The organism is Pseudomonas sp. LAIL14HWK12:I1, assembly GCF_003202095.1.
GTDB classification, from domain to species: domain Bacteria; phylum Pseudomonadota; class Gammaproteobacteria; order Pseudomonadales; family Pseudomonadaceae; genus Aquipseudomonas; species Aquipseudomonas monteilii.
Genome location: NZ_QJKG01000002.1, coordinates 227,833 through 254,566, shown reverse-complemented (window position 1 = coordinate 254,566; position 26,734 = coordinate 227,833). Strand labels below are relative to the sequence as shown.

At 63.1% G+C, this 26,734-nt stretch carries 22 protein-coding genes; 10 read left to right on the top strand and 12 right to left on the bottom strand.

Going from position 1 to position 26,734, the window contains the following annotated elements:
- Positions 1 to 33 precede the first annotated feature (33 nt).
- A complete protein-coding gene (locus D906_RS06110; protein ID WP_019096463.1) occupies positions 34 to 1,320 on the bottom strand; it encodes an FAD-binding oxidoreductase in 1,287 nt (428 codons plus the stop codon).
- 151 nt (positions 1,321 to 1,471) lie between these two features.
- Positions 1,472 to 2,962 carry an aldehyde dehydrogenase family protein gene (locus D906_RS06105; RefSeq protein ID WP_016712672.1) on the bottom strand — a complete coding sequence of 497 codons (1,491 nt, stop codon included), beginning with the start codon at positions 2,960 to 2,962 and terminating at the stop codon, positions 1,472 to 1,474.
- 136 nt (positions 2,963 to 3,098) lie between these two features.
- Here D906_RS06105 and D906_RS06100 point away from each other — a divergent pair, with 136 nt between their 5' ends.
- The gene (locus D906_RS06100; RefSeq protein WP_027609979.1) at positions 3,099 to 3,989 is read left to right on the top strand and encodes a LysR family transcriptional regulator; all 891 of its coding nucleotides are present in this window, start codon (positions 3,099 to 3,101) and stop codon (positions 3,987 to 3,989) included.
- A 140-nt stretch (positions 3,990 to 4,129) separates the two neighbouring features.
- Positions 4,130 to 5,524 (top strand): VOC family protein, encoded by a 1,395-nt coding sequence (locus D906_RS06095; RefSeq protein ID WP_027609978.1) that lies wholly within the window; start codon positions 4,130 to 4,132, stop codon positions 5,522 to 5,524.
- 51 nt (positions 5,525 to 5,575) lie between these two features.
- Here the strand turns inward: D906_RS06095 and D906_RS06090 are convergent, their stop codons facing one another.
- Entirely contained in the window at positions 5,576 to 6,502 is a 927-nt protein-coding gene (locus D906_RS06090) for a LysR substrate-binding domain-containing protein (protein WP_019097523.1), read from the bottom strand.
- 157 nt (positions 6,503 to 6,659) lie between these two features.
- Here D906_RS06090 and D906_RS06085 point away from each other — a divergent pair, with 157 nt between their 5' ends.
- The gene (locus D906_RS06085; RefSeq protein WP_019097522.1) at positions 6,660 to 8,048 is read left to right on the top strand and encodes a NorM family multidrug efflux MATE transporter; all 1,389 of its coding nucleotides are present in this window, start codon (positions 6,660 to 6,662) and stop codon (positions 8,046 to 8,048) included.
- 43 nt (positions 8,049 to 8,091) lie between these two features.
- On the opposite strand, the gene D906_RS06080 is transcribed toward D906_RS06085, so the two are convergent.
- Positions 8,092 to 9,756, bottom strand: a complete 1,665-nt coding sequence (locus tag D906_RS06080) for a bifunctional diguanylate cyclase/phosphodiesterase (protein ID WP_019097521.1) — start codon at positions 9,754 to 9,756, stop codon at positions 8,092 to 8,094.
- Between the two features lie 296 nt (positions 9,757 to 10,052).
- On the opposite strand from D906_RS06080, the gene rep reads away from it, so the two are divergent.
- Both rep and D906_RS06070 read left to right on the top strand, forming a co-directional pair.
- Positions 10,053 to 12,062 carry a DNA helicase Rep gene (gene rep, locus D906_RS06075; RefSeq protein WP_016712678.1) on the top strand — a complete coding sequence of 670 codons (2,010 nt, stop codon included), beginning with the start codon at positions 10,053 to 10,055 and terminating at the stop codon, positions 12,060 to 12,062.
- Between the two features lie 64 nt (positions 12,063 to 12,126).
- Positions 12,127 to 12,699, top strand: coding sequence for a xanthine phosphoribosyltransferase (locus D906_RS06070; RefSeq protein WP_003253535.1), 573 nt, complete (start codon positions 12,127 to 12,129; stop codon positions 12,697 to 12,699).
- Between the two features lie 121 nt (positions 12,700 to 12,820).
- On the opposite strand, the gene D906_RS06065 is transcribed toward D906_RS06070, so the two are convergent.
- From D906_RS06065 to dadA, 5 genes are all read right to left on the bottom strand, one after another.
- The gene (locus tag D906_RS06065) at positions 12,821 to 14,677 is read right to left on the bottom strand and encodes an acetyl-CoA hydrolase/transferase C-terminal domain-containing protein (protein ID WP_019097520.1); all 1,857 of its coding nucleotides are present in this window, start codon (positions 14,675 to 14,677) and stop codon (positions 12,821 to 12,823) included.
- A gap of 122 nt (positions 14,678 to 14,799) precedes the next feature.
- Entirely contained in the window at positions 14,800 to 15,204 is a 405-nt protein-coding gene (locus D906_RS06060; protein ID WP_033693936.1) for a cytochrome c5 family protein, read from the bottom strand.
- Positions 15,205 to 15,358: 154 nt separating this feature from the next.
- A complete protein-coding gene (locus D906_RS06055; protein ID WP_019097519.1) occupies positions 15,359 to 15,907 on the bottom strand; it encodes a cupin domain-containing protein in 549 nt (182 codons plus the stop codon).
- 109 nt (positions 15,908 to 16,016) lie between these two features.
- On the bottom strand, positions 16,017 to 17,090 hold the full coding sequence (gene alr / locus D906_RS06050; RefSeq protein WP_016712681.1) for an alanine racemase: 1,074 nt from the start codon (positions 17,088 to 17,090) through the stop codon (positions 16,017 to 16,019).
- Positions 17,091 to 17,234: 144 nt separating this feature from the next.
- Positions 17,235 to 18,539 (bottom strand): D-amino acid dehydrogenase, encoded by a 1,305-nt coding sequence (dadA, locus tag D906_RS06045; RefSeq protein WP_027614811.1) that lies wholly within the window; start codon positions 18,537 to 18,539, stop codon positions 17,235 to 17,237.
- 156 nt (positions 18,540 to 18,695) lie between these two features.
- Between dadA and dadR the strand changes: the two genes are divergently transcribed.
- On the top strand, positions 18,696 to 19,184 hold the full coding sequence (dadR, locus tag D906_RS06040; protein ID WP_003258963.1) for a transcriptional regulator DadR: 489 nt from the start codon (positions 18,696 to 18,698) through the stop codon (positions 19,182 to 19,184).
- 2 nt (positions 19,185 to 19,186) lie between these two features.
- Here the strand turns inward: dadR and D906_RS06035 are convergent, their stop codons facing one another.
- Entirely contained in the window at positions 19,187 to 19,540 is a 354-nt protein-coding gene (locus D906_RS06035; RefSeq protein ID WP_027614810.1) for a YkgJ family cysteine cluster protein, read from the bottom strand.
- Positions 19,541 to 19,681: 141 nt separating this feature from the next.
- Between D906_RS06035 and D906_RS06030 the strand changes: the two genes are divergently transcribed.
- Positions 19,682 to 20,668 carry an RHS repeat-associated core domain-containing protein gene (locus D906_RS06030; RefSeq protein WP_080587340.1) on the top strand — a complete coding sequence of 329 codons (987 nt, stop codon included), beginning with the start codon at positions 19,682 to 19,684 and terminating at the stop codon, positions 20,666 to 20,668.
- 74 nt (positions 20,669 to 20,742) lie between these two features.
- Positions 20,743 to 22,035, top strand: a complete 1,293-nt coding sequence (locus D906_RS06025) for an FAD-binding oxidoreductase (protein ID WP_019096656.1) — start codon at positions 20,743 to 20,745, stop codon at positions 22,033 to 22,035.
- Positions 22,036 to 22,039: 4 nt separating this feature from the next.
- Here D906_RS06025 and D906_RS06020 read toward each other — a convergent pair whose 3' ends face one another.
- Entirely contained in the window at positions 22,040 to 22,270 is a 231-nt protein-coding gene (locus D906_RS06020) for a DUF1127 domain-containing protein (RefSeq protein ID WP_016712685.1), read from the bottom strand.
- A gap of 178 nt (positions 22,271 to 22,448) precedes the next feature.
- Between D906_RS06020 and D906_RS06015 the strand changes: the two genes are divergently transcribed.
- Together D906_RS06015 and D906_RS06010 are read left to right on the top strand one after the other, a co-directional pair.
- Positions 22,449 to 23,879 carry a PLP-dependent aminotransferase family protein gene (locus D906_RS06015; protein WP_161751322.1) on the top strand — a complete coding sequence of 477 codons (1,431 nt, stop codon included), beginning with the start codon at positions 22,449 to 22,451 and terminating at the stop codon, positions 23,877 to 23,879.
- A gap of 61 nt (positions 23,880 to 23,940) precedes the next feature.
- Complete coding sequence (locus D906_RS06010; RefSeq protein ID WP_025754243.1) at positions 23,941 to 25,494, top strand: phospholipase D family protein; 1,554 nt, start codon at positions 23,941 to 23,943, stop codon at positions 25,492 to 25,494.
- A gap of 38 nt (positions 25,495 to 25,532) precedes the next feature.
- Here D906_RS06010 and D906_RS06005 read toward each other — a convergent pair whose 3' ends face one another.
- A complete protein-coding gene (locus tag D906_RS06005; RefSeq protein ID WP_016712688.1) occupies positions 25,533 to 26,672 on the bottom strand; it encodes an MFS transporter in 1,140 nt (379 codons plus the stop codon).
- Positions 26,673 to 26,734 lie beyond the last annotated feature (62 nt).

The window sequence follows — 26,734 nt, the reverse complement described above, 5'->3', positions numbered from 1 at the left end:
TCTTCGCGGGCTCGCCCGCGAAGAGGCCAGAACTTACAACACAACTCTCAAGCATTGCCCCGCGTGGTACAGCGAGAACCCGGACTCATAGAAAGCGGTACGCAGCGAAGGTGCACTCACACCGGTCATCGGCGAGAACGGAATCGGCAGGCTATCCGCCTCCCCCTTCAGCAGGAACTCGGCAAACGCCCGGCCAATCACGGTGCCGGTGGTGTTACCTCGCCCGTTATAACCGGTCACCGCCACCAGCCCCGGCGCTGGCTCGAACAGGCGCATCAGGTGGTCCGGGGTGAAGTCGATGCAACCGGTCCAGTGCATTTCCCACTCGACCTTGCCCAGCTCCGGGTAGTAGTGGCTCTGGATCCGGTCTGCCCAACTGCGCACGAACCACGCCGGCTTGTTGTCGACCCGGCCCAGGCTGCCGAGCAACAGGCGGCCTTGGTCGTCACGGCGGATGCTGCTAAGCACGGTGCGGGTGTCCCACGAGCCTTGGCCGTGCGGCAGCACCTTGTCGGCTGCTGCGCCCTGCAACGGCTTGGACGCCACTTGGTAGTAGTATCCACGGAAGAACTGCTTCTGCAGGTTGCTCCAGTCGCCTTCGGTGTAGGCACCGGTGGAAATCACCACCTTGTCGGCGCGCACCGAGCCGCGGGCGGTCTTCACCCGCCAGGCATCGCCGTCACGCTCCAGGCCTTCGACCGAAGACTGCTGGAACAACTTGCCGCCCAGACGGGCCACGGCAGCCGCCAGGCCCTGGGTGTAACCCATGGGGTTGATGGTGCCGGCGCGGCGGTCGAGCAGCGCGGCGGAAATCTTGTTGGTACCGCAGTATTCCTGGCACTGGGCGCCGGTCAACAGCTCTACGTCGGCACCGCGGCGGCGCCATTGTTCGTGACGGGCCTCAAGGTCGGCGAGGCCGGTGGCGTTGTGCGCCATATGCAGCGTGCCTTTGTGCTGGGCCTGGCAGTCGATGCCCAGGCGCTCGATCATGGCGAACACTTCAGCCGGGGCTTCGCCGAGCACTTTGTTCAGGCGGCTGCCTTGCTTCTGGCCGAGGGTGGCCTCGACGTCGTCAGGGCGGATCCAGGTGCCGGCGTTGACCAGTCCCACGTTGCGCCCGGAGCCGCCGTGACCGACCTTCCAGGCCTCCAGCAGAATCACCGACTTGCCCTGTTCGAGCAGGTGGATGGCTGCAGACAGGCCGGTAATGCCGCCACCGATCACGCAGACATCGGCCTTGTGCTCACCGGCCAGGGCCTGGGCGGCAACGGTTGGTTTGCTGACGAATTCCCACAAGCATTCTTGACGCAGTTCGGACATGGCCCGGCTCCAGCAATTTGTTCTTGTTGGGGCTGCTTTGCAGCCCATTCGCGGCACAAGGCCGCTCCTACAGAAGGTCGCGATGCCTGTGTAGGAGCGGCCTTGTGCCGCGAACCGGGGGCATAGTCCCCGGCCATGCAGCATCAAACCATCAGTCGAACACGATACCCTGCGCCAGCGGCAGCTCGCGCGAGTAGTTCACGGTGTTGGTCTGACGACGCATATAGCCTTTCCAGGCATCCGAACCCGACTCACGACCACCGCCGGTTTCCTTCTCGCCACCAAACGCACCGCCGATCTCGGCGCCGCTGGTGCCGATGTTGACGTTGGCGATGCCGCAGTCGCTGCCCGAAGCACTCTGGAAGCGCTCGGCCTCACGAATGTCGGTGGTGAAGATGCACGACGACAGGCCTTGTGGCACTTCGTTGTTCAGGCGCAGGGCCTCTTCGAAGTCGTCGTAGGCCAGCACGTACAGGATCGGGGCGAAGGTTTCGTGGCGCACCACGTCGCTCTGCGCCGGCATTTCGGCAATGGCAGGCGACACGTAGTAGGCGTTCGGGTACTGGTCGGCCAGCTGACGCTCCCCACCAAACACCTGACCACCTTCGTCGCGGGCCTTGGCCAGCGCGCCCTGCATGGCATCGAACGACAGCTTGTCGATCAGCGGGCCGACCAGGTTGTCCTTGCGTGGGTCGCCGATGCGCACTTTGCCGTAGGCGGCTTTGACGCGGGCAACCACTTCGTCCTTGATCGAGCGGTGCACGATCAGGCGGCGCAGGGTGGTGCAACGCTGGCCGGCGGTGCCGACAGCCGAGAACAGGATGCCGCGCACGGCCAGGTCCAGGTCGGCGCTCGGGGCCAGGATCATGGCGTTGTTGCCACCCAGCTCGAGGATGCTGCGGCCAAAGCGGGCAGCAACACGTGGCCCCACTTCGCGGCCCATGCGGGTGCTGCCGGTGGCGCTGACCAGCGGTACGCGCGGGTCGTCGACCATGGCTTCGCCAGCTTCGCGGCCACCGATGACCAGTTGCGCCAGGCCAGCCGGGGCATCGCCGAAGGCTTTCAGGGCTTTTTCGAACAGCGCCTGGCAAGCCAGGGCGGTGAGCGGGGTTTTCTCAGACGGTTTCCACACCACCGAGTTACCGGCCACCAGGGCCAGGGCGGTGTTCCAGGCCCAGACGGCGACCGGGAAGTTGAAGGCGCTGATCACGCCGACCACGCCCAGCGGGTGCCAGGTTTCACGCATGTGGTGGCCCGGGCGCTCGGAGGCGATGGTCAGGCCGTACAGCTGACGCGACAGGCCAACGGCGAAGTCGCAGATGTCGATCATTTCCTGTACTTCGCCCAGGCCTTCCTGGGTGATCTTACCGGCTTCGATCGATACCAGCTCGCCCAGGTCGGCCTTGTGCTCACGCAGCACTTCGCCAAACAGGCGCACCAGTTCGCCACGGCGCGGGGCCGGCACAGTGCGCCAGGCTTCGAAGGCGCTTTGGGCCTGGTCGATGCGGGCGATGGTCTCGGCCTTGCCGAGCAGTTTCACCGAGGCGATCTGGCTGCCGTCGATCGGCGTGTGAACAGGGTAGTCGCCCTGGGTGTAAGCCTCGGCAGCAACGCCAAGGCGCTCGAGCAATCCAGCAACCATTTGTGCATCTCCTACATCGGGTGATGGGGTGGAAAAATGATGTGGATCAGTATTAATCCGATCACATAGGTACAACAAACGACCTTTATTCCGCATATCATTCCGCCAGGTAATGATTTGAGCCGCAGAGACCGCTATGTCCAAACGCCTGGTGCCCTCCATGACCGCCCTGCAGTGCTTTGAAGCTGCAGCCCGCCATTTGAGCTTTACCCGTGCCGCCGAAGAGCTGCACCTGACCCAGAGCGCGGTCAGCAAGCAGGTGGCGCAGCTTGAAGACATGCTGCGCCACCACCTGTTTCTGCGCATTCGCAGGCGCCTGCAATTGACCCCGGCCGGCAGCCTGTACCTGGCCGAGGTCAACAAGATCCTCACCCAGGTGGACATGTCCAGCCGCTACGTACTCACCTACGGCGAGCAGACCGAGATATTGAAGGTAGCCACTCAACCGAGTTTTGGCGTGCGCTGGCTGATCCCGCACCTGAAAGGTTTTGGGAAGCGGCACAGCAATATTCACCTCGATATCCGCAACGAGATGGAGCCGTTTGCCCTGTTGCAGGGCTCGGCGGACGTGGTGTTTTTCTACGGCCAGGGCACCTGGCCGGGGGCCACCTGCGTGGAGCTGTTCCGCGAAGAGGTGGTGCCGGTGTGCGCGCCGGAGCTACTGGCCGGGCGCACACTGGGCGATGCCGCAGAGCTTGCCGACCTGGTGCTGTTGCAGAGCACGTCGCGGCCGGAGGCGTGGCATGAGTGGTTCCTGGAGCAGGACCTGCAGAGCGTCAGCGCTTACCACGGGCCACGCTTCGATACGTTCTATATGGCCTTGAGCGCGGCGCAGGCCGGGTGCGGGGTGGCGCTGGTGCCGCGTTACCTGGCGGCGAAAGAGTTGGCGGACGGGAGCCTGGTGGTGCCTTGGAACCATGCGATGCGCAGTGCCGGAGCGCATTATCTGGCGTATGCCGAGCATGCGGCGGAGGTGCCCAAGGTCAGGGCATTGGTGGAGTGGATTCACGAGCAGCTTCAGGCTTGAGGGCCTCTTCGCGGGTGAACCCGCGAAAGAGCCCTGAAGGTCGATCAAAAAAGGAATGACACACTCACTTTTTTTCGCTTGTGAGCCAAGTGCATTCCCAGCTTTCATGTAAGCGTCCGAACCCAACCAGGAAGCTAGCGATGCCCGCCCACGATTTCGTCAGCCCAGACAGCATTCGCGCGCAGTTCTCTGCCGCCATGTCGCTCATGTACAAACAGGAAGTGCCCCTGTACGGCACGCTGCTGGAGCTGGTGAGCGAAATCAACCAGCAGGTCATGGCCCAGCAGCCCAAGGTTGCCGAGGCCCTGCGCTGGACCGGGGAAATCGAGCGACTGGACCAGGAACGCCATGGCGCCATCCGCGTTGGCACCGCCGAAGAGCTGGCCACCATCGCCCGCCTGTTTGCCGTCATGGGTATGGAGCCGGTCGGCTACTACGACCTGAGCTCTGCTGGCGTGCCGGTGCACTCCACCGCCTTCCGTGCCGTGCATGAACAGTCGTTGCATGTCAGCCCGTTCCGTGTGTTCACCTCGCTGCTGCGCCTGGAGCTGATCGACAACCCGCAACTGCGCGAGCTGGCACAGGGCATCCTGGCCAAGCGCCAGATCTTCACCAGCCGCGCCCTCGAACTGATCGCCCAAAGCGAGCGCGATGGCGGGCTGAACGCCGCAGATGCCGGGGCGTTCGTGCAGGAAGCGTTGCACACCTTCCGCTGGCACCATGACGCCACCGTCACCGCCGAGCAGTACCAGCAGTTGCACGACCAGCACCGCCTGATCGCCGATGTGGTGGCCTTCAAGGGCCCGCACATCAACCACCTGACCCCACGTACCCTGGACATCGATGCGATCCAGGTCGGCATGCCGGCCAAAGGCATCCCGCCGAAGGCCGTGGTCGAAGGCCCGCCTACCCGTCGCCACCCGATCCTGCTGCGACAGACCAGCTTCAAGGCCTTGCAGGAAAAGGTCGCGTTCAGCGACCAGCAGGGCAGCGAAGGCAGCCACACCGCCCGTTTCGGCGAGATCGAACAACGCGGTGCGGCGCTGACGCCGAAGGGTCGCCAGCTGTACGACAAGCTGCTCGATGCCACCCGCGCTGCCCTGGGTGGCGCACCGGTCGAGGCCAACGCCGAGCGCTACATGTCGCTGCTGAAAGAAACCTTTGCAGCATTCCCGGACGACCTGGCGCAGATGCGTGAACAGGGCCTGGCATACTTCCGCTACTTCGCCACCGAGAAAGGCCTGGCTGCGCGTGACCAGGAAGGCCGCCCGACCACCCTGCAAGGGCTGATCGACGCAGGCCATGTGCACTTCGAGGCGCTGGTGTACGAGGACTTCCTGCCGGTGAGCGCGGCGGGCATCTTCCAGTCCAACCTGGGCGACGATGCGCAGGCCGAATATGGCAGCAATGCCAACCGCGATGCGTTCGAGGCAGCGTTGGGGTTGCAGGTGCAAGATGAGCTGGCGCTGTATGCGCAAAGTGAACGCCGGTCGCTGCAAGCCTGTGCGCAGGCGTTGAACCTGGGCTCGATGTAATGCATTGCGGCCCTTTCGCGGGTTTACCCGCGAAAGGGCCGGTACAGGCGATCAAAGAGGCGGCAGGATTTCCACATTCGGCAAGTCCATCGCCGCCACCTCGTCTTCCAGAAAAGCACTCAGCCGCCGCAACCGCTCCCCCCCTGGCCGGGTACGCGGCCACACCAGGTAATAATCCATTCCACTGGGCACCGCCGTCGGCCATGGCAGGCTCAAGCGCCCCTGCGCCACATCCTCGGCCACCATCAGCAAATCGCCCATGGAAATCCCATAGCCGCGCGCCGCCGCAATCATGCCCAGCTCCAGGGTATCGAACACCTGCCCGCCCTTGAGCGAAACCTTGTCGCTCAACCCCATGCGTTCCAGCCACTCCCGCCAGTCGCGCTTGTCCACCGTGGGGTGCAGCAGCTCGATAGAGGCCAGCCGGTGCTCGTCCCACGGCACTTTTTCCAGCAGGTCTGGCGCCCCTACGGGTATCAGCAACTCCGGGAACAGCTTGCGCACTTCCCAGTCCGGCGGGAACACCCCGTCGCTGAGCAACACCGCGCAATCGAACGGTTCCTGGTTGAAGTCCACATGGTCAACGTCCATCCAGGCACTGGTCAGCTGTACTTCATTGCCTGGCTGCAGGTGACGGAAACGGCTCAAGCAAGCCAGCAACCAGCGCATGGTCAGGGTCGAGGGGGCCTTCATGCGCAGGATGTCGTCTTCACCGCGCAAGGTATCGCAGGCCCGCTCCAGCGCCGCGAAGCCTTCGCGAACGCCTGGCAGCAATACCCGTGCGGCCTCGGTCAGTTGCAGGTTGCGGCCACTGCGCACGAACAGGCGGCAGGCGAAGTGATCCTCCAGCGTGCGGATATGCCGGCTGACCGCACTCTGAGTGATCGACAGTTCCTCACCGGCACGGGTGAAGGAACTTAGCCGTGCGGCGGCTTCGAATGCGCGAAGGGCATACAACGGTGGAAGCTGACGGGACATGAGGCACCTGCCATACGGGGCTGTGGAGCGGATCACCAAGAAGCATATATACATGAGTCAGACTCATGCCAATGATCGCTTTTATCCTTTTGTGCAAAGTTGACCAAAGCCTCAGAATCGCCCTTCGTTCATCACCTCAGGAAGAAGGACAGCCCTCATGCACGTCGCGCCCACCACAGAACTCAAGGCTTTGCTGCGCCTGGCCGGGCCGCTGATTGCCTCGCAGTTGGCGCACATGCTGATGGTGCTGACCGACACCCTGATGATGGCCCGCATCAGCCCGCAGGCCCTGGCCGGTGGCGGTCTAGGTGCAGCCAGCTACTCGTTCGTGTCGATCTTCTGCCTGGGTGTGATCGCCGCAGTCGGCACCCTGGTGGCGATTCGCAAGGGTGCCAACGATATCGAAGGCGCGACCCGACTGGCGCAGAGCGGCCTGTGGCTGGCCTGGGGCCTGGCACTGTTCGCCGCGCTGGTGCTGTGGAACCTGGAGCCGGTGCTGCTACTATTCGGGCAAAAGCCCGAGAACGTGGCCTCGGCGGCCGAATTCCTCACGCTGCTGCCACTGGCACTGCCCGGCTACCTGACGTTCATGGCGTTGCGCGGTTTCACCAGTGCGCTGGGGCGCTCGACCCCGGTGATGGTCATCAGCCTGGCCGGCACGGTGCTCAACTACCTGTTCAACGTGGCGCTGATCGAGGGCATGTTCGGCCTGCCCAAGCTGGGCCTGATGGGCATCGGCCTGGTCACCGCGGTGGTGTCGATGGGCATGGCTATCGCGCTGGCGCTGTATATCCGCTGGCACTCGGCCTATGCCGCCTACCCGCTGCGCCAGGGCCTGTCGCGCCCGTCGCTGCCAGCACTGCGCGAGCTGTGGCGTCTGGGGCTGCCAATTGGCGGTACCTACATGGTGGAAGTGGGCCTGTTCGCCTTCGCCGCGCTGTGCATGGGCGTGCTGGGCAGTACCGAGTTGGCCGCGCACCAGATCGCCCTGCAGATCGTGTCCACGGCATTCATGGTGCCGACAGGGCTGTCGTATGCGGTGACCATGCGGGTGGGCTTGTATTACGGCGCTGGCAACCTGCTGGCGGCGCGCAGCGCCGGGCGCGTGGGCATTGGCTTCGGGGCGATGATCATGTTTGCCTTCGCCGCGCTGTTCCTGCTGCTGCCCGAGGCGCTGGTGGGGCTGTTTATCGACCGTAACGACCCGGCCTTTGCCGCGATCTTCCAGGTGGCCGTGCAGTTGCTGATGGTGGCGGCGTGGTTCGAGCTGTTCGATGGCATGCAGACGATTGCCATGGGCTCGATCCGCGGGCTGAAGGATGCCAAGACCACCTTCCTGATCGGGCTGGTGTGCTACTGGCTGGTGGGTGCGCCGAGTGCGTGGCTGTTCGCGTTCAACCTGGGCGCCGGCGCGGTCGGGATCTGGTGGGGCTTGGCGCTGGGGCTGGCGTGTGCGGCGGTGGCGCTGACGTTTGGCTTTGAGTGGCGGATGAAGCGGCTGCTGGGGAAGGCCGGTTCACCTGACAGGTCTGTGGTGTCTGTTTGATTGTTGGGGCCGCGAAAGGAGGGCGAAGCCCTCCCCTGCTATCTCAAACGCTAACCAGCTTCGGCCTGCTGCAATCCAGCAAAAATTCGATCAATTCCCCCACCGGCAGCGGCTTGCTGACCAGGTAGCCCTGCACCTGATCGCACCCAAACCCTCGCAACAAGGCCAGTTGCGCTTCACTCTCCACCCCCTCGGCCACCACCTCCAGGTTGAGGTTATGCGCCAGGTTGATCATGGCATGCACCAGCTTGCGGTTTTCCTCGCGCATTTCCATTTCGGCCACAAAGCTGCGGTCTACCTTGAGCAAGGTGATCGGCAGGCTGTTGAGGTGCACGAACGAAGAGAACCCGGTGCCAAAATCGTCGAGCGAGAAGCGCACACCCAGGCGGCCGAGGGCATCCATGGTCTGGCGTACCAGTTCGTTGCGGCGCATCACTGCCGTTTCGGTCAGCTCGAACTCCAGCCAACGGGCATCCACACCATGCTCGATGATCAGGCGGCTCAGGGTGGCCAGCAGCTGGCTGTCCTGGAACTGGCGGAAGCTGAGATTAACCGCCATGTGCAGCGGTTCCAGGCCGCGCTCGCACAGCGCCTGCATGTCGCGCAGCGCCCGGGAAATCACCCAGTAACCCAGCGGCACGATCAGGCCACTTTGCTCGGCCAACGGCACGAACTCGCTGGGCGGCAGCAGCCCGCGCTCGGCATGGCGCCAGCGCACCAGCGCCTCCAGGCCAACGATGCGTCCGTCCGCCAGGTCAAGCCGTGGCTGATAGTGCAGCTCCAGCTCATCACGGCGCAGGGCGCGGCGTAGCTCGCTTTCCAAATCGGCCAGGCTACGGGCGTTGCGGTTGATGCGCTCGTTGAACACATGGAAGGTGCAGCCTTGGCTACCCTTGGCCTGGCGCATGGCGATGTGGGCGTGCCACATCAAAGGGTCGGCCCCCGCTTGGGCGCGGGCATGGGCCAGGCCCAGGCTGCAGCCCAGCAGCAGGCTTTCGCCGTCGATGAAGTAGGGTTCGGCCAAGGCTTCGACGATACGCTCGGCAATCCATTCGGCGCGGTTGGCGTCGCGGCGGGTGTCGATCAGCAGGGCAAACTCGTCGCTGCCCAGGCGGGCCAGCTGGTCACCCGCCTCCAGCTGGTTTTGCAGCCGCGCCACCACCTGCAAAATCAGCCGGTCGCCGCTCTGGTGGCCGAGGGCATCGTTGACGTGGCGGAAGTTGTCCAGGTCCAGGTGGCCCAAGGCAACGCCACGGCCTTCGTTTTCGGCCAGGCGCGCAGTCAGCAAGGCCTGGAAACCTTGGCGGTTGGCGATGCCGGTCAGGGGGTCCTGCTCAGCCAGGCGCTGCAAGGTGGCCACCAGCACTCCACGCTCACGTACATGACGCAGCGAGCGGCGCAAGGTATCGGCATTGAGCTGGCCGCGTACCAGCCAGTCGCTGACGGCCGTGGGCGCCACCTCGGGCTCGTGGTCGAGCAGCAGGATGGTCGGCAGGTCGCAGCGCCCGGGCACGGGCTGCAGGGCCGGGGTTGCCAGCACCACAGCCTGGCGATCATTGCTGAACAGGCTGTCGACGGATTCCCAGTTCGGGGCGGTAAGCAGCACGGCGCTGCCGCTCAGGGCAGGCATGCAAGCGTGCAACAAGGCGGCCCATTCCGGCTCATCAGCCAACAGCAGCAAACGCAAAGGTTCGACAGGCGTGGACAAGCGGACTCCTTAGGGCTTCACGGTGCAACGATAACTGGCGGGTATGCTACTGCATTTAATGAAAATGATTTTCACTTTTATACATGTTTTTACGGGTGTAGCATCCCGACGTATTTTGTCGTGCATCCTGCTCGAAACGAGCCGAACCGGCAAATATGATTTTTTCAGGTGCTAGGATTAGTCCCACTAATAGTAGGCCGGATAAAAGTCTGACTCAGACGTCAGACGGTCGCGCCATAACGGCCCCATGCCTGTTAGAATGCGCGGCTATTTTCTGGCGACCCCCGGTTTCTAGCATGTCCCGACTCAATCCCCGGCAGCAGGAAGCCCGTGACTACGTCGGCGGCCCTCTTTTGGTGCTCGCCGGTGCAGGTTCGGGCAAGACCAGCGTGATCACGCGCAAGATTGCCCACCTGATCCAGAACTGCGGCATCCGTGCCCAGTACATCGTGGCGATGACCTTTACCAACAAGGCCGCGCGCGAGATGAAGGAACGTGTCGGCACCTTGCTGCGCCCGGGGGAAGGCCGTGGCCTTACGGTGTGTACCTTCCACAACCTGGGCCTGAACATCATCCGCAAGGAGCACGAGCGCCTGGGCTACAAGCCGGGCTTCTCGATCTTCGACGAGTCCGACATCAAGGCGTTGCTGTCGGACATCATGCAGAAGGAATACTCCGGCGACGACGGCATCGACGAGATCAAGAACATGATCGGTGCCTGGAAGAACGACCTGATCCTGCCGCCCGAAGCCCTGGAAAAGGCGCGCAACCCGCGCGAGCAGACCGCCGCCATCGTCTACACCCACTACCAGCGCACACTCAAGGCGTTCAACGCGGTGGACTTCGACGACCTGATCCTGCAGCCGGTCAAGCTGTTCCAGGAGCATCCCGAGGTGCTGGAACGCTGGCAGAACCGCGTGCGCTACCTGCTGGTGGACGAATACCAGGACACCAACGCCAGCCAGTACCTGCTGGTGAAGATGCTGATCGGCATGCGCAACCAGTTCACCGTGGTAGGCGACGACGACCAGTCGATCTATGCCTGGCGCGGTGCCCGTCCCGAGAACCTGATGCTGCTCAAGGAGGACTACCCCTCCCTGAAGATCGTCATGCTGGAGCAGAACTACCGCTCCACCAGCCGCATCCTGCGCTGTGCCAACGTGCTGATCGCCAACAACCCGCACGCGTTCGAGAAGCAACTGTGGAGCGAGATGGGCGTGGGCGACGAGATCCGCGTGATCCGCTGCAAGAACGAGGAAGCCGAGGCCGAGCGCGTGGCCATGGAGATCCTCACCTTGCACCTGCGCACCAACCGCCCGTACAGCGACTTCGCCATCCTTTACCGTGGCAACTACCAGGCCAAGCTGATCGAGCTGAAGCTGCAGCACCACCAGGTGCCATATCGCCTGTCGGGCGGCAACAGCTTCTTCGGTCGCCAGGAGGTCAAGGACCTGATGGCGTACCTGCGCCTGCTGGTGAACCCGGACGATGACAACGCCTACCTGCGCGTCATCAACGTACCGCGCCGGGAAATCGGCTCCACCACCCTGGAAAAGCTCGGCAACTATTCCACCGAGCGCGGCATTTCGATGTACGCCGCCAGCGAGGAGCTGGGCCTGGGCGAGCACCTGGATGCCCGCTACACCGAGCGTTTGCAGCGTTTCAAGCACTGGCTGGACGGGGTACGCCAAAAGGTTGCCCTGGAAGACCCGATTGCCGCGCTGCACGAGATGATCCGCGACATCGACTACGAGAACTGGATTCGCCAGCAGACCGCCAGTGACAAAGCTGCCGATTTCCGCATCAGCAACGTCTGGTTCCTGGTCGAAGCGCTGAAGAACACCCTCGAGAAGGATGAAGAGGGTGACATGACCATCGAGGACGCCATCGGCAAGCTGGTGCTGCGCGACATGCTCGAGCGCCAGCAGGAAGAGGAAGAGAACGCCGAAGGTGTGCAGATGATGACCCTGCACGCCTCCAAGGGCCTGGAGTTCCCCTACGTGTTCATCATGGGCATGGAAGAGGAAATCCTCCCGCACCGCTCCAGCATCGAGGCCGACACCATCGAAGAGGAACGCCGCCTGGCCTACGTGGGCATCACCCGCGCACGCCAGACGCTGGCCTTCACCTTCGCTGCCAAGCGCAAGCAGTACGGTGAAATCATCGACTGCACGCCCAGCCGGTTCCTCGACGAACTGCCACCGGACGACCTGGCCTGGGAGGGCCTGGACGATGCACCGGTCGAGGTGAAGGCCGCACGCGGCAATAACGCCCTGGCCGATATCCGGGCAATGCTCAAACGCTGATCAACCATTACTCTTAAACTTTGCCGCTATTTGCGGCCACCTTTGCTACATCGAGGAAAACAAAGTGGAAGCACTGCATCAGAAGATTCGCGAAGAAGGCATCGTGCTTTCCGACCAGGTTCTTAAAGTCGACGCGTTTCTCAACCACCAGATCGATCCGGCGCTGATGCAGCTGATCGGTGACGAGTTCGCCCGCCTGTTCGCTGACGCGGGCGTGACCAAGATCGTCACCATCGAAGCCTCGGGCATTGCCCCGGCGGTGATGACGGGCCTGAAGCTGGGCGTGCCGGTGATTTTCGCCCGCAAGCACCAGTCGCTGACCCTGACCGAGAACCTGCTGACCGCCTCGGTGTATTCCTTCACCAAGCAGACCGAAAACACCGTGGCCATCTCGCCGCGCCACCTCAACAGCAGCGACCGCGTGCTGGTGATCGACGACTTCCTGGCCAACGGCAAGGCGTCGCAGGCGCTGATCTCGATCATCAAGCAAGCCGGCGCCACCGTGGCGGGCCTGGGTATCGTCATCGAAAAGTCGTTCCAGGGCGGCCGTGCCGAGCTGGACAGCCAGGGCTACCGCGTTGAATCGCTGGCCCGGGTGAAGTCGCTGGAAGGTGGTGTGGTCAGCTTCATCGAGTAAGCACCATTGGGGCCGCTTTGCGGCCCTTTCGCGGCACAAGGCCGCTCCTACAGGCGATCGCATTCTCACTGTAGGAGCGGCCTTGTGCCGCGAAAGGGCTGCAAAGCAGCCCCGGCAATCTTCAGGTCGCCGCCAGTCCCGCCAGCAGCAGCCGCTGATAAAGCTCCTCCTTTAGCCCATGCGGCTGATCCAATTGCATCCTCGTCAGGTGCCCCTCATACCCCTCCGGCCCCGGCGCATCCAGCGCTGCCTTGCCCAACTCCAGCACCTCGCTCAGCTTGAACTTGCTTTTCAACCAGGTCAGCGCCCGCAGCAGGTCACGCTCTTCGGCCGTAAAATCCGTCCCCATCGGGTACTCCGGGAACAACCGCGCATGCCGCGCCCGGATTGCCTCCAGACGCTGTGGCGTATTGTCAGTAAACCGCGCATCCAGCTGAAAATCCCTGGGCAGCTTGCCGGCCTCTTTCGCCTGCTCGGTCAGCCCCTGCTGGAACCGCGAATCGCACACTGCCAGTAACCGCGCAATCACCTCGCTGTCGGTCTGCCCGCGAAGGTCGGCAATGCCGTACTCGGTCACCACGATATCGCGCAGGTGCCGGGGGATGGTGCAGTGGCCATAGGTCCAGAACAGGTTAGAGGTCACCTCCCCGCCCGACTCACGCCAGCTGCGCAGCAGCAAAATCGAGCGCCCACCCTCCAGTGCATGAGCCTGGGCGACGAAGTTGTACTGCCCACCCACGCCGCTGAGCACACGGCCATCTTCCAGCTGATCGGCCACCCCGGCACCGAGCAGCGTCATGCCGAACGCCGTGTTGATGAAGCGCGCATCGCGCCGCTGGTGCCGCTTGAGTTCTTCCTGCCCGTACAGCTCGTTGATGAAGCTGATACGGGTCATGGCAAACCGTGCGCGCTGCTCAAGCGGCATCTCCCTCAGCCGCTGGTAGAACGCTTGAGGCCCGAGGAAAAAGCCACCATGCAACAACGGCCCCTGCTCATCGGCCGAGCGCCGTAGCAAGCCCGCTTCGGCCAGCACCAACAGGCCGTTAACGAACATTTCGCTGCAGCCGTACAGGCCTTCGGCAAAAGTCTCCAGCCCCCCTTCCCGCTCAATCAGCGCCTGCCACGGGCCGATATCCAGCTCGTCGAGCAGGGCCCGGTAGCCCGCGTTGTCGCCCTGGCGCGCCAGCAACGCTGCAGCGACTGCATCCCCCATGGCACCGATGCCGATCTGCAAGGTGCCGCCGTCACGCACCAGCGTGCTGGCGTGCAAACCAATGCAGTGATCCTGGGTGTTGACCGGCATGTTCGGCGTGGAGAACAACCGGCGCTGCTCGGCTTCATCGATCAGCAGGTCGAACGCATCGATGGGCAATTCCGCATCGCCGGGCATGTACGGCAGTTCGGTATGTACCTGGCCAAGCATCAGGATGGTTTCGCCGGCCGCACGGCGCTTGGCGATCATTGGCAGCAGGTCGAGGGTGATGTCGGGGTTACAGGCCAGGCTGAGGTGGACGGGCTTCTCGGGAGTGGCAGCGACCAGTTGCGCGATCAGGTTCAGGCCCTTGGCATTGATGTCACGGGCGGCGTGGCTGTAGTTGCTGCTGATGTAGTCCTGCTGGGCCGATTCGCTGTGCAGCAGGCTGCCGGGCTGCATGAAAAACTGCTCTACGCGGATGTTTGGCGGCAGGCTGTCGTTGCGCAGGTCGGCGAGGTAGGTGAGCTCTTCGTAGTCGGCGAAGACGCGCTCGACGAAGGGTTCGAGAAAGCGTCGTTGCAGGCCGTCGCCCAGTGGTGGTCGGCCGAGGGTCAGCGCGGTGTAGATGGTCAACTGCCGCTCTGGCAGATCGCGCACCCGGGCATAGAGGGCGTTTACGAAAGCGTTAGGCTTTCCCAGACCCAAGGGCAGGCCCATGTGGATATGGGCTGGCAGCCGGGACAGGACCTGCTCGACAGCCTGGTCGATGGCGCAGAGGTGCATCGGGGCCTCCTGAGACATGGGTTCAGGGGTTGGACACAGGCCTACGGCAATTGGTTGCCTGCACTGGAGCCCATAAACAAAACCCGCCATCAAAGGCGGGCTTCGTGCAATTCAGCTGTAGATCACAGCCCGGACATTTTCTTGATCGCGCCTTTCAGGTCGTCATCCGAGCAGTCCGCGCAGGTGCCTTTCGGCGGCATGGCGTTGATGCCGGTAATGGCCTTGGCCAGGATGCCATCCAGCCCGCCCTGGTGGTCGGCGCGTTCTTTCCACGCGGCGGTGTCGCCAATTTTCGGCGCGCCGAGCAGGCCGGTGCCATGGCAGGCATTGCAGTGCTTGGCGATGATGTCATCCGGCGTTTTGGCGCCCCCGCCCCCCGCCGCTGCAGCCACTTCCATGCCTTTGCATTCCTGGCCCTGGACACACACCTGGCCGACCGGCTCCAGGCGCTTGGCAATGTCGTCGTTGGTCGCAGCGGTTGCGCTCATTGCCCAGAGGGCGAATACGGCTGCTGGTACGGCCAGCATCTTCTTGATTTGGTTCACGCGAACACCCTCATGGTGGCTAATCACGCTCGCGGCCACGAAACGGCGAGCGTTGAAAAGTATAGCGGGAACCCAGAGGCCGTGAAACGACCCTACACGGGAAAGGGGTATTGCCGAATCAATGCACTGCGCTGGATCAAAAGTTTGAAGGCGTCGCTGCGCTGATCAACCGCGCGGGCTGGTCGAAGGGGTTGCGAAAACGGTGCGGGCGGGTGCTTTCGAAGTAATAGCTGTCGCCTTCTTCGAGGATGAAGATCTCGTTGCCGACCACCAGTTCCAGGCGGCCTTCCAACAAGATGCCGGTTTCCTCGCCGTCATGGGTGAGCATCTCGGCACCGGTGTCGGCACCCGGCGGGTACACCTCGGTGAGAAAGGCGATGGCGCGGTTGGGGTGCGACTTGCCGACCAGCTTCATGGTCACCGCACCGTCCGAGATGTCGATCAGCTCGTGGGCCTTGTAAACGATCTGCGTGGGGCTTTGAGGTTCCAGCTCGACCGAAAAGAACTCGACCATGGACATGGGGATGCCGCTCAGCACCTTGCGCAGCGAGCTGATCGAGGGGCTCACACTGTTCTTCTCGATCATCGAGATGGTGCTGTTGGTCACGCCGGCACGCTTGGCGAGTTCACGCTGGGACAGGCCCTTGAGCTTGCGGATGGCTTGCAGTCGTTCGCCGACGTCCAAAGCTGGAGCCTCCTGAAACGGTGGAATGGGGGGTGGATGTGAACGATATCATGGCAATGCCGTTCAGTATTTACAACACACCGCCCCTCAACCTGTCCGCTTCAGCGTGTCATTCGCCGATGTAGTCCCGCGGTACGCGCTTCAGGTTGCAGAAGATCTGGTAAGGAATGGTGCCCGCGTGTGCGGCCACTTCACTGGCCAGCACCTGCTTGCCCCACAGCTCGACCGGGCTGCCGACAGTGGCTTGTGGCACGTCGGTCAGGTCGACGCTGAGCATGTCCATCGATACACGGCCAATCAGCTGGGTGCGCTGGCCGGCAACCAATACCGGGGTGCCGTTGGGCGCCTGGCGCGGGTAGCCGTCGGCATAGCCCATGGCAACCACGCCAACGCGGGTTGGCCGGGGGCTGACGAACTTGGCGCCATAGCCCACCGGCTCGCCGGCAGGCAGCTCGCGCACGCTGATGACCCGCGATTGCAAGGTCATGACCGGTTGCAGGCGTTGGGCCTGGGCCTGGGCCACTTCGAACGGGGTGGCGCCATACAGCATCAGGCCTGGGCGTACCCAATCGCTGGGGGCTTGTGGCCAGCCCAGCACGCCGGGGGAGTTGCGCAGGCTGCATTCGGCGGCCAGGCCCTGGCGGGCAGCCTCGAACACGGCAATCTGCTGGGCAGTGGCGTCGGCATCCAGCTCGTCGGCGCGAGCGAAGTGGCTCATCAGCACGATGCGAGAAACCTTGCCACTGGCCAGCAGGCGCCGGTAAGCCTCGTGGTAATCCTTGGGGTGCAGACCGACACGATGCATGCCACTGTCGAGCTTCAACCAGACAGTGAGCGGCTTGTGGACCTGGGTCTGCTCGATGGCTTCGAGCTGCCACAACGAATGCACCACACACCACAGGTCGTGCTCGGCGATCAGCGCCAGCTCGCTGACTTCGAAAAAGCCTTCCAGCAGCAGCACCGGGGCCTTGATACCGGCGGCGCGCAGTTCCAGCGCCTCTTCAATGCAGGCCACGGCAAAACCGTCGGCTTCGGCCTCCAGGGCCAGGGCGCAACGCACGGCGCCATGGCCATAGGCGTCGGCCTTGATCACGGCGAGGGCTTTGGCACCGGTCAGTTCACGGGCCAGACGGTAGTTGTGGCGCAGGGCCTGGAGGTCGATCAGGGCGCGGGCGGGACGCATGGCGGCTGCCTTATGGTGGTTCGGGTTGAAATCGGTGTTGGATTCTTCGCGGGCTCGCCCGCTCCCACAAGTACTGCACAGCTTTCAAAAGCTGTGAAATACCTGTGGGAGCGGGCGAGCCCGCGAAAGGGCCGGTACAGGCAATTACTGCTGGTGAGCCGGCGCAGTCTGCCCGTGCTTGGCCACTTCCGGGCTGTTGCCATAACGGGAAATGTCCAGGCCTTCGGCACTGATCTGCGGATTCTTGCGCGCAATCAGGTCGGCCAGCAGACGACCGGAGCCGCACGCCATGGTCCAGCCCAAAGTACCGTGACCGGTGTTCAGGAACAGGTTGCGGAACGCGGTCGCACCCACAATCGGCGTACCGTCCGGGGTCGCCGGGCGCAGGCCGGTCCAGAAGCTGGCCTGGCTCAGATCACCGCCGCGAGGATAAAGGTCGTTGACGATCATCTCCAGCGTTTCGCGCCGACGCGGGTTCAGCGACAGGTCAAAACCGGCGATTTCAGCCATGCCACCAACGCGGATGCGGTTGTCGAAACGGGTGATCGCAACCTTGTAGGTTTCATCAAGAATGGTCGACGTCGGGGCCATGTCGCCGTTGGTGATCGGCACGGTCAGCGAGTAGCCTTTAAGCGGATAAACCGGGGCCTTGATGCCCAGCGGCTTGAGCATCTGCGGCGAATAGCTGCCCAGCGCCAGCACGTAGCGGTCGGCAGTTTCCAGCTTGCCGTCGATCCACACGCCATTGATGCGGTCGCCAGCGAAGTCCAGGCGCTGGATGTCCTGGCCGAAGCGGAACTCCACGCCCAGCTTCAGCGCCATGTCGGCAAGCTTGGTGGTGAACAGCTGGCAGTCGCCAGTTTGGTCGTTAGGCAAGCGCAGGGCGCCGGCCAGGATGTCTTTCACACCCGCCAGGGCAGGTTCCACGCGGGCAATGCCGTCGCGGTCGAGCAATTCGTAAGGCACGCCGGACTGTTCGAGCACGGCAATGTCCTTGGCCGCAGCATCTACCTGAGCCTGGGTACGGAACAGCTGGGTAGTGCCCAGGCTGCGGTTTTCGTAATTGATGCCGGTTTCAGCGCGCAGCTCGTCGAGGCAGTCACGGCTGTACTCGGACAGACGCACCATGCGCTCTTTGTTCACCGCGTAACGGCTGGCGGTGCAGTTGCGCAGCATCTGTGCCATCCACAGGTACTGGTCGACGTCGCCGGTGAGCTTGATGGCCAGGGGGGCGTGGCGCTCCAGCAGCCACTTGATGGCCTTCAGCGGCACGCCAGGTGCGGCCCAGGGCGAGGCATAGCCGGGCGAGATCTGACCGGCGTTGGCAAAACTGGTTTCCATGGCCACCGCCGGCTGGCGGTCGACCACCGTCACTTCGAAACCTTGCCGGGCCAGGTAGTAGGCACTGGCGGTTCCGATTACGCCGCTACCAAGTACCAGAACTCGCATCGTTATATCCCTCACACGCGGCACGCCGCAGACTTTTATTGAAATGGCATGAATGGGGGCAGTATAGGAATTTGAGACCAGTGCAATTCACTATATAAAAGCCTATTATTGGCGAGAATTCTCGGCAAAATCGCCTTTCACGGAGGGGCATCCCCTATGAGAACCCAGCACCAGAGCAAGCGTGAACTGGACAAGATCGACCGTAACATCCTGCGCATCCTGCAGAATGACGGGCGTATTTCCTTCACCGAACTGGGCGAGAAAGTTGGGCTGTCCACCACCCCTTGCACCGAGCGGGTTCGCCGCCTGGAGCGCGAGGGCATCATCATGGGCTACAACGCCCGCCTGAACCCGCAGCACCTCAAGGGCAGCCTGCTGGTGTTCGTGGAAATCAGCCTGGACTACAAGTCGGGCGACACCTTCGAGGAGTTCCGCCGCGCGGTGTTGAAGCTGCCCCATGTGTTGGAGTGCCACCTGGTGTCGGGCGACTTCGACTACCTGGTGAAAGCGCGTATTTCGGAGATGGCGTCGTACCGCAAGCTGCTTGGCGACATCCTGCTGAAGCTGCCGCACGTGCGTGAGTCGAAGAGCTACATCGTGATGGAGGAGGTAAAGGAGAGCCTCTGCCTGCCAATTCCGGACTGAAGTCAGACCAACACCTGGCGGGTGGTGGCAATGAACTGATGGACCAGCTGCTCGGCGGCAGGGTCGATCATCGGTTCAGGGCCACGACCACGCGGGCAGGGCATGCGCGGCGTGGTGCCGAACAGGCGGCAGATCATGGGCCGCTCTTCATACACCGTGCAGCCGTTGGGGCCGAGGTGCACACAGTCCAGGCGCTCCAGAGCGGCGTCCTGTTCGGCCTGGGACTTGCGCGGGAGGCGGGCCATTTCTTCTGCCGAGGTGGTGACCGGGCCGCAGCAGTCGTGGCAGCCGGGTTCGCACTCGAATGAGGGGATGAGTTCGCGCAGGAAGTGGATTTTGTGGCGGTTGCAGGACATGGCGAAGATGGCTGTTTTATCCGGATAACGCTTGTGCTCGGTAAAGGTAGCGGACCTAGTAGTTCTGACAGTTGTGGGTAAGCCTACTTGCTACACACACTGACGAGACAGCGACCCAGTCCAGCTAATCGAGCCTAGCGAATGAAGAACCATATTCTACTCTTCTACAGCCGAAAGAAGCTTGTTGTGCTGAAAGGCACCCAGGATACGCTTCGCATCGTTCAGGCACTGGACCTCCCTCTCGCCGAAAGGAAAACCGCGGGTGTTGCCTTGGTCGCTCTAGATCAAAGACGAACGCCCGTAATGATCGGATCGAGTAAAACTCACCACTCTTTTGCATTTACTCCTTTTGGCCATATGCCCACTGCAATCTCAGTGAGCATTGGATTCGTCGGGGAGCGGTTGGATCTTGCCAGTGGTTGCTATCTACTCGGGGCGGGTCATCGCAGCTACAGTCCTGAATTGATGCGCTTCCATAGCCCCGACTCACAAAGCCCGTTCCTCAGAGGCGGGATCAATACTCATGCTTACTGCTCGAACGATCCGGTCAACTACTCGGACCCGTCGGGGCGAGTCAGGTTGCGTGACCTCCGCAAAGCTCCGCAAAGCCTTATTCATTCAATCTTCCAAGACAACCGTAATCAGCCTCCGGCACAGCCTACGCTGCCTCACTATTCACCAGCCGCCCCCGGAGCAGTAGTCACAGGTAAAAGCCCGGCCCCACCAACGTACTTTGGTTGGGGCGAGCCACCGCCGCCGTACGATCCAAATGCGCCGCTGAAATCCAACGGCAATCAGACAAGGCCGTATCACGTAACCCCAATGAATGGGGAGCAAGTTCTGGAAATGCACAATGGCAATATAAGGGTGGTCAACTCACTTATTGAGCTTACGCGGGCAAACGCTCAAGCCGGGAACAGAGCACTCCCGGCGGCTGTGTCTTTGAGGGCAACCAACACTCTGTTACGGATGAGTAAAAACAAGCTGCCCACACAAACCGACAACGGGATTCTTGCTGCGGTAGCTACAGCTCACCAGCTTTACGACATCCGTGGCGCCGGTACCATGGATGCGCCCGACCCAGCGCAATCTCTACCGTTGACGGTTGGGATAACAAGACAGACCTGAATAGCCGCTTGGTTGCCCCCTCTTGGTCCCGAGCTTATCCTCCATGCTTTGTCGATAACCTCGGGACCTGCACAATGATTCACAGCGCGCAGCACGCCGCCTCCTACTACGCCGCCAGCAGCGCGCCACACCCTGACTACGCCTTCCTGCAAGGCGCACACAGCGCCGATGTGTGCATCGTCGGCGGGGGCTACTCGGGCCTGAACACTGCCATCGAACTGGCCGAACGCGGCTTCTCGGTCATCCTGCTGGAAGCACGCAAACTGGGCTGGGGCGCCAGTGGGCGCAATGGCGGGCAGTTGATCCGTGGCGTTGGTCATGGCCTTGAACAGTTCCTGCCGGTAATTGGCGAGGACGGCGTGCGCAGCATGAAGCTGATGGGCCTGGAGGCCGTGCAGATCGTGCGCGAGCGGGTGGAAAAGCATGCCATCGCCTGTGACCTGACCTGGGGTTACTGCGACCTGGCCAACAAACCCGCCGAATTGCTGGGCTTTGCCGAGGACGCCGAAGAACTGCGCAGCCTGGGCTACGCGCATGAACTGCGTCTGGTCGGCAAAGATGATATCCACAGTGTGGTCGGCGCCGACTGCTATGTGGGTGGGTTGGTCGACATGGGCTCGGGGCACCTGCACCCGCTCAACCTGGCCCTGGGCGAAGCCGCCGTGGCAGCCCGCCTAGGCGTGAAGCTGTTCGAGCAGTCCGAGGTCACCCGTATCGACTATGGTCCCGAGGTTCAGGTGCATACTGCCCAAGGCCGGGTGCGCGCCAAGACCCTGGTACTGTGCTGCAACGCCTATCACAACAACCTCAACCGCGAACTGGGCGGCAAGGTGCTGCCAGCCGGCAGCTACATCATCGCCACCGAGCCGCTGGGTGAGGAACGCGCGCGCAGGTTGCTGCCGAAAAACATGGCGGTGTGCGACCAGCGTGTGGCGCTGGACTACTATCGCCTGTCTGCCGACAACCGCCTACTGTTCGGTGGGGCCTGCCATTACTCGGGCCGCGACCCGAAGGACATTGCCGCCTACATGCAGCCGAAGATGCTCAAGGTGTTCCCTGAGTTGGCCGACGTGCGCATCGATTACCAGTGGGGTGGCATGATCGGCATCGGCGCCAACCGCCTGCCCCAGGTAGGCCGCCTGGCCAGCCAGCCGAACGTGTATTACGCCCAGGCCTATTCAGGCCATGGGCTCAACGCCACCCACCTGGCCGCGCGCCTGCTGGGCGAAGCCATCAGCGGCCAGCAGAGCGGGCGTTTCGACCTGTTCGCCAAGGTGCCACACATCACCTTCCCTGGCGGCAAGCACCTGCGCTCGCCGCTGCTGGCATTGGGGATGCTGTGGCACCGGCTTAAAGAACTGGTCTAACGCCTCAATCTTTCCAGAAGGGCTTACGCCCTTCTGTCCGGGCCTGCTCCCAGCTCAGCCCGACATCGCGCAGCTCGTCATCCGTCAACTGCAGCAGCGCCCTGCGGGTGTGCCAGCGATGCAGCATCAGCCCCCAACGCCCCAAACCCTCCGGCGCGTTGAATACCTTGGCCTGCTGCCCGACTTCCAGCTCCCTGGCCAACAGTTGCAAGCGCACATCGCTCATGCCACCCATCGCTGCGTACTCCCGTTCGATTGATACCGTGGAGAAAGCATGCGCGTCGGCAGCACCGGCAATACAGATCCAATACAGCCTTATTATTCCCATACAGAATTGGCTGAAGATCGACTGAATGCTGTATTTTCAACCCAACTGTACCGGTCGTTATGCCAATGCAGCGCAGGAGTATGCCGTGACCCTCTACCTGAACCTCGCCGAACTGCTCGGCGCCCGCATCGAACAGGGCCTGTACCGCCCCGGCCAGCGCCTGCCGTCGGTGCGCGCCCTGAGCGTGGAGCATGGCGTCAGCCTGAGCACCGTGCAGCAGGCCTACCGCACGCTCGAAGACAGCGGCATGGTCTCGCCACGGCCCAAGTCCGGCTACTTCGTCAGTGACCACCGCCTGCTGCCAGCCCTGCCCGCCGTCAGCCGCCCGGCCCAACGCCCGGTGGACATCTCGCAGTGGGAACAGGTGCTGGAACTGGTGCGCAGCACCCCACGCAAGGATGTGGTCCAGCTCGGCCGCGGCATGCCCGACATCGACAGCCCCACCCTCAAGCCGCTGCTGCGCAGCCTGGCGCAGTTGAGCCGGCGGCAGGACATGCCAGGCCTGTACTACGACAACATCCACGGCAACCTGGCCCTGCGTGAACAGGTTGCCCGGCTGGTGCTCGATTCCGGTTGCCGCCTGGGCCCGGCTGACCTGGTGATCACCACCGGCTGCCACGAGGCGCTGTCGTGCAGCATCCGCGCCGTGTGCGAGCCGGGCGACATCGTTGCCGTCGACTCCCCCAGCTTCCACGGCGCCATGCAAACCCTGAAGGGCCTGGGTATGAAGGCGCTGGAAATCCCCACCGACCCGGTCACCGGCATCAGCCTGGAGGCGCTGGAGCTGGCCCTGGAGCAGTGGCCGATCAAGCTCATCCAGATCACCCCCAGCTGCAACAACCCGCTTGGCTACATCATGCCCGAGGCACGCAAGAAGGCCTTGCTGAGCCTGGCCCAGCGCTACGACGTGGCAATTCTGGAGGATGATGTCTACGGCGACCTGGCCTACACCTACCCGCGCCCGCGCACCCTCAAGTCGTTCGACGACGATGGCCGCGTGCTGCTGTGCAGTTCGTTCTCCAAAACCCTTGCCCCTGGCCTGCGAGTAGGTTGGGTGGCCCCTGGGCGCTATCTGGAACGCGTGCTGCACATGAAATACATCAGCACCGGCAGCACCGCCTGCCAGCCCCAACTGGCCATCGCCGACTTCATCGCCGCCGGGCACTATCAACCCCACGTCCGGCGTATGCGTAGCCAGTACCAACGCGGCCGCGACCTGATGAGCGACTGGGTGACCCGCTACTTCCCGGCAGGCACCCGGGTGAGCCGGCCCCAAGGCGGCTTCATGCTCTGGGTAGAATTGCCCGAACATTTCGATACGCTACGCCTGAACCGGGCTTTACTGGAGCAGGGCGTGCAGGTTGCCGTCGGCAGTATCTTCTCGGCCTCGGGCAAGTTCCGCCACTGCCTGCGCATGAACTTCGCAGCGCGGCCAACGCCGCAGATCGAAGCCGCCGTGCGCAAGGTTGGTGAAACCGCCCTTCGTCTACTGGATGAAGAAAGCGCCGACGCGTAACTTTGCGCCGCCCGCCACGGTCCAACCCCCTAAAGCCCTTGCTGCACAGGACGATCCACCCTTGAGACTCCAGCGAGCCTTGCCTCTGCTGCTGGTACTGTCGCTCGGCCTTACCGGCTGCGCCAGTGTCAGTGTGCCCCGCGAAACCAGCCAGGCGTTACCCGCCAACGACTCGGCCTTCGGCCGCTCGGTGCTGCGCCAGGCCGCGCCCTACGGGGGGCGCTCGGGCTTTCGCCTGCTGCCCAACAGCAACGAGGCATTCCGCGCCCGTGCCGAACTGATCCGCAACGCTCAGGCAAGCATCGACCTGCAGTATTACATCGTCCACGACGGCCTCAGCACCCGCGCACTGGTGCATGAACTGCTACGCGCCGCCGACCGTGGCGTGCGTGTGCGCATCCTGCTGGACGACACCACCAGCGATGGCCTGGATACCATCATGGGCACCCTGGATGCCCACCCGAACATCCAGATTCGCGTGTTCAACCCGCTGCACCTGGGCCGTAGTACAGGCGTGACGCGCGCCGTGGGCCGGCTGTTCAACCTGTCGCGCCAGCACCGGCGCATGCACAACAAACTGTTCCTGGTGGACAACAGCATGGCCATCGTGGGTGGCCGCAACCTGGGTGACGAGTATTTCGATGCCGAACCCAACCTCAACTTCACCGACATAGACCTGCTGGGTGTAGGCCCGGTGGCTGAACAGCTTGGCCACAGTTTCGACCAATACTGGAACAGCGCCCTGAGCCGGCCGATTACCGACTTCCTCTGGCGTGCTCCGGATGCCAATGACCTGCACGCCAGCCGCCATCGCCTGGAGGTGTCCCTGGCCGAAGCCAGAACCCGGCGCAAGGCCCTGTACGACCGCCTGATGGCCTACCAGTCGCAGCCGCGCCTGGATGTATGGCGCAACGAGCTGATCTGGGCTCATGCCCAGGCGTTGTGGGATGCACCGAACAAGGTGCTGGCCGATGACGAACCCGACCCACAGCTGTTGCTGAGCCAGCAACTGGCACCGGACCTGGCCAACGTGCGCAGCGAGCTGATGCTGACATCGGCGTACTTCGTGCCGGGTGAACCGGGGTTGCTGTACCTGACCGGCCGCGCCGACGCCGGTGTTTCGGTGAAGCTGCTGACCAACTCGCTGGAAGCCACCGATGTACCGGCGGTGCACGGAGGCTACGCGCCCTATCGCCGGGCCTTGCTCGAGCACGGGGTGCAGCTGTACGAGCTGCGCCGCCAGCCCGGCGACCCCAGCGCGGGGCACCTGAGTTTCCGTGGCAGTTCGGATTCGAGCCTGCACACCAAGGCGATCGTGTTCGACCGGCGCAAGACCTTCATCGGCTCATTCAACTTCGACCCGCGTTCAGTGCTGTGGAACACCGAGGTAGGCGTGCTGGTGGACAGCCCGGAGCTGGCCGAATACACCCGCGAACTGGCCCAGCAAGGCATGGCGCCTGCGTTGAGTTACCAGGTGAAACTGGTGGGTAACAAATTGGTATGGGCGACCGAGGACAATGGTCAGCGGCACATGCTGACATCAGAGCCAGGTGGGATGTGGCGGCGGTTCAATGCCTGGATCAGCAAGGCCGTTGGCTTGGAGAAGATGTTGTAGCGGCAATTTCTGGGGCTGCTTTGCAGCCCCAAATCCCATCAGGCAGACACTGCCTCGAAAGCCCCACGCCGCTGGGTCAACACCACCAGCCCGGCAGCCCCGGCCGCCATCAGGAACAGCAATGCATGTCCGCTGATCCACTGGCTGCCGGCCCCCGCCAGCAACGGCCCGAGCAGGCAGCCAATACCCCAGAGCTGCGCCACATGGGCATTGGCCCTTACCAGCTCATCATCGCGGTAGCGCTCACCGATCAGCACCAGCGACAGGGTGAACAAGCCACCAGCACTGGCCCCGAACAGCACCCACAATGGCCACACAACCGGGGTATGCAGCAGCAGGGGAATCGCCAGGCTGGACACCAGCAGCGTTACCGCACACCCCGTGAACAATGCACGTCGCGACATATGGTCGGCCAGCGCGCCGATAGGCAGCTGCAGCACTGCATCACCCACCACCACGGTACTGACCATGAACAGGGCGATTTCAGTGGTAAAGCCTTGCTGCAGGCAATACACCGGCAGCAAGGTAAGGATCATCGCCTCGAACGAGGCGAACAGGGCGATGGCCCAGGCAATCACAGGCAAGCGCCGGCAGAAGGCGAACAAGTCGCGGAAGGTAACGCTGCAGGCCTCTGTGCTCGGCGCTCCGCCACGCCCCAACAGCACCAGCGGTGCCGCCAGCAGCAGGCCGGTCGCGGCCCAGAAGCCGAAGTCGTCATCCGAGCCGAGAAAACCCAACACCAACGGCCCGGCCAGCTGGCTCAGGGCATAGCTGCTGCCGTACAAAGCCACCAGCCGGCCACGCCACTGCTCGACTACCAGCTGGTTGATCCAGCTTTCGCCGAGGATGAACACCACAGTGAGGGACATACCGATCATCAGCCGCAGCAACAGCCACAGCGGGTAGCTGGGCAGCAGCGCGACCAACCCGATCGACAGCGCCCCGCCCCACAGGCACAAGCGCATGGCCGACGGCACGCCGACCCAGCCGGCCAGTCGGCTGGCGATACTGGCGCCAGCCAGAACACCCAGCGCTGGCATCGCAGCCATTACGCCGATGGCGAAGCTGCCGTAGCCCCAAGCCTCCAGGCGCAGGGATACCAGCGGCATGCTTACGCCAAGGGCCAGCCCGACACTGAGTACGGATGCCAGCACGGCGAAATAGGTACCCCAACGCATTGCAGCCTCCCAGGCAGAGTTCTTGAACAGCAAAAACGACAAAGCCGGGGCAGCGTGAGCCG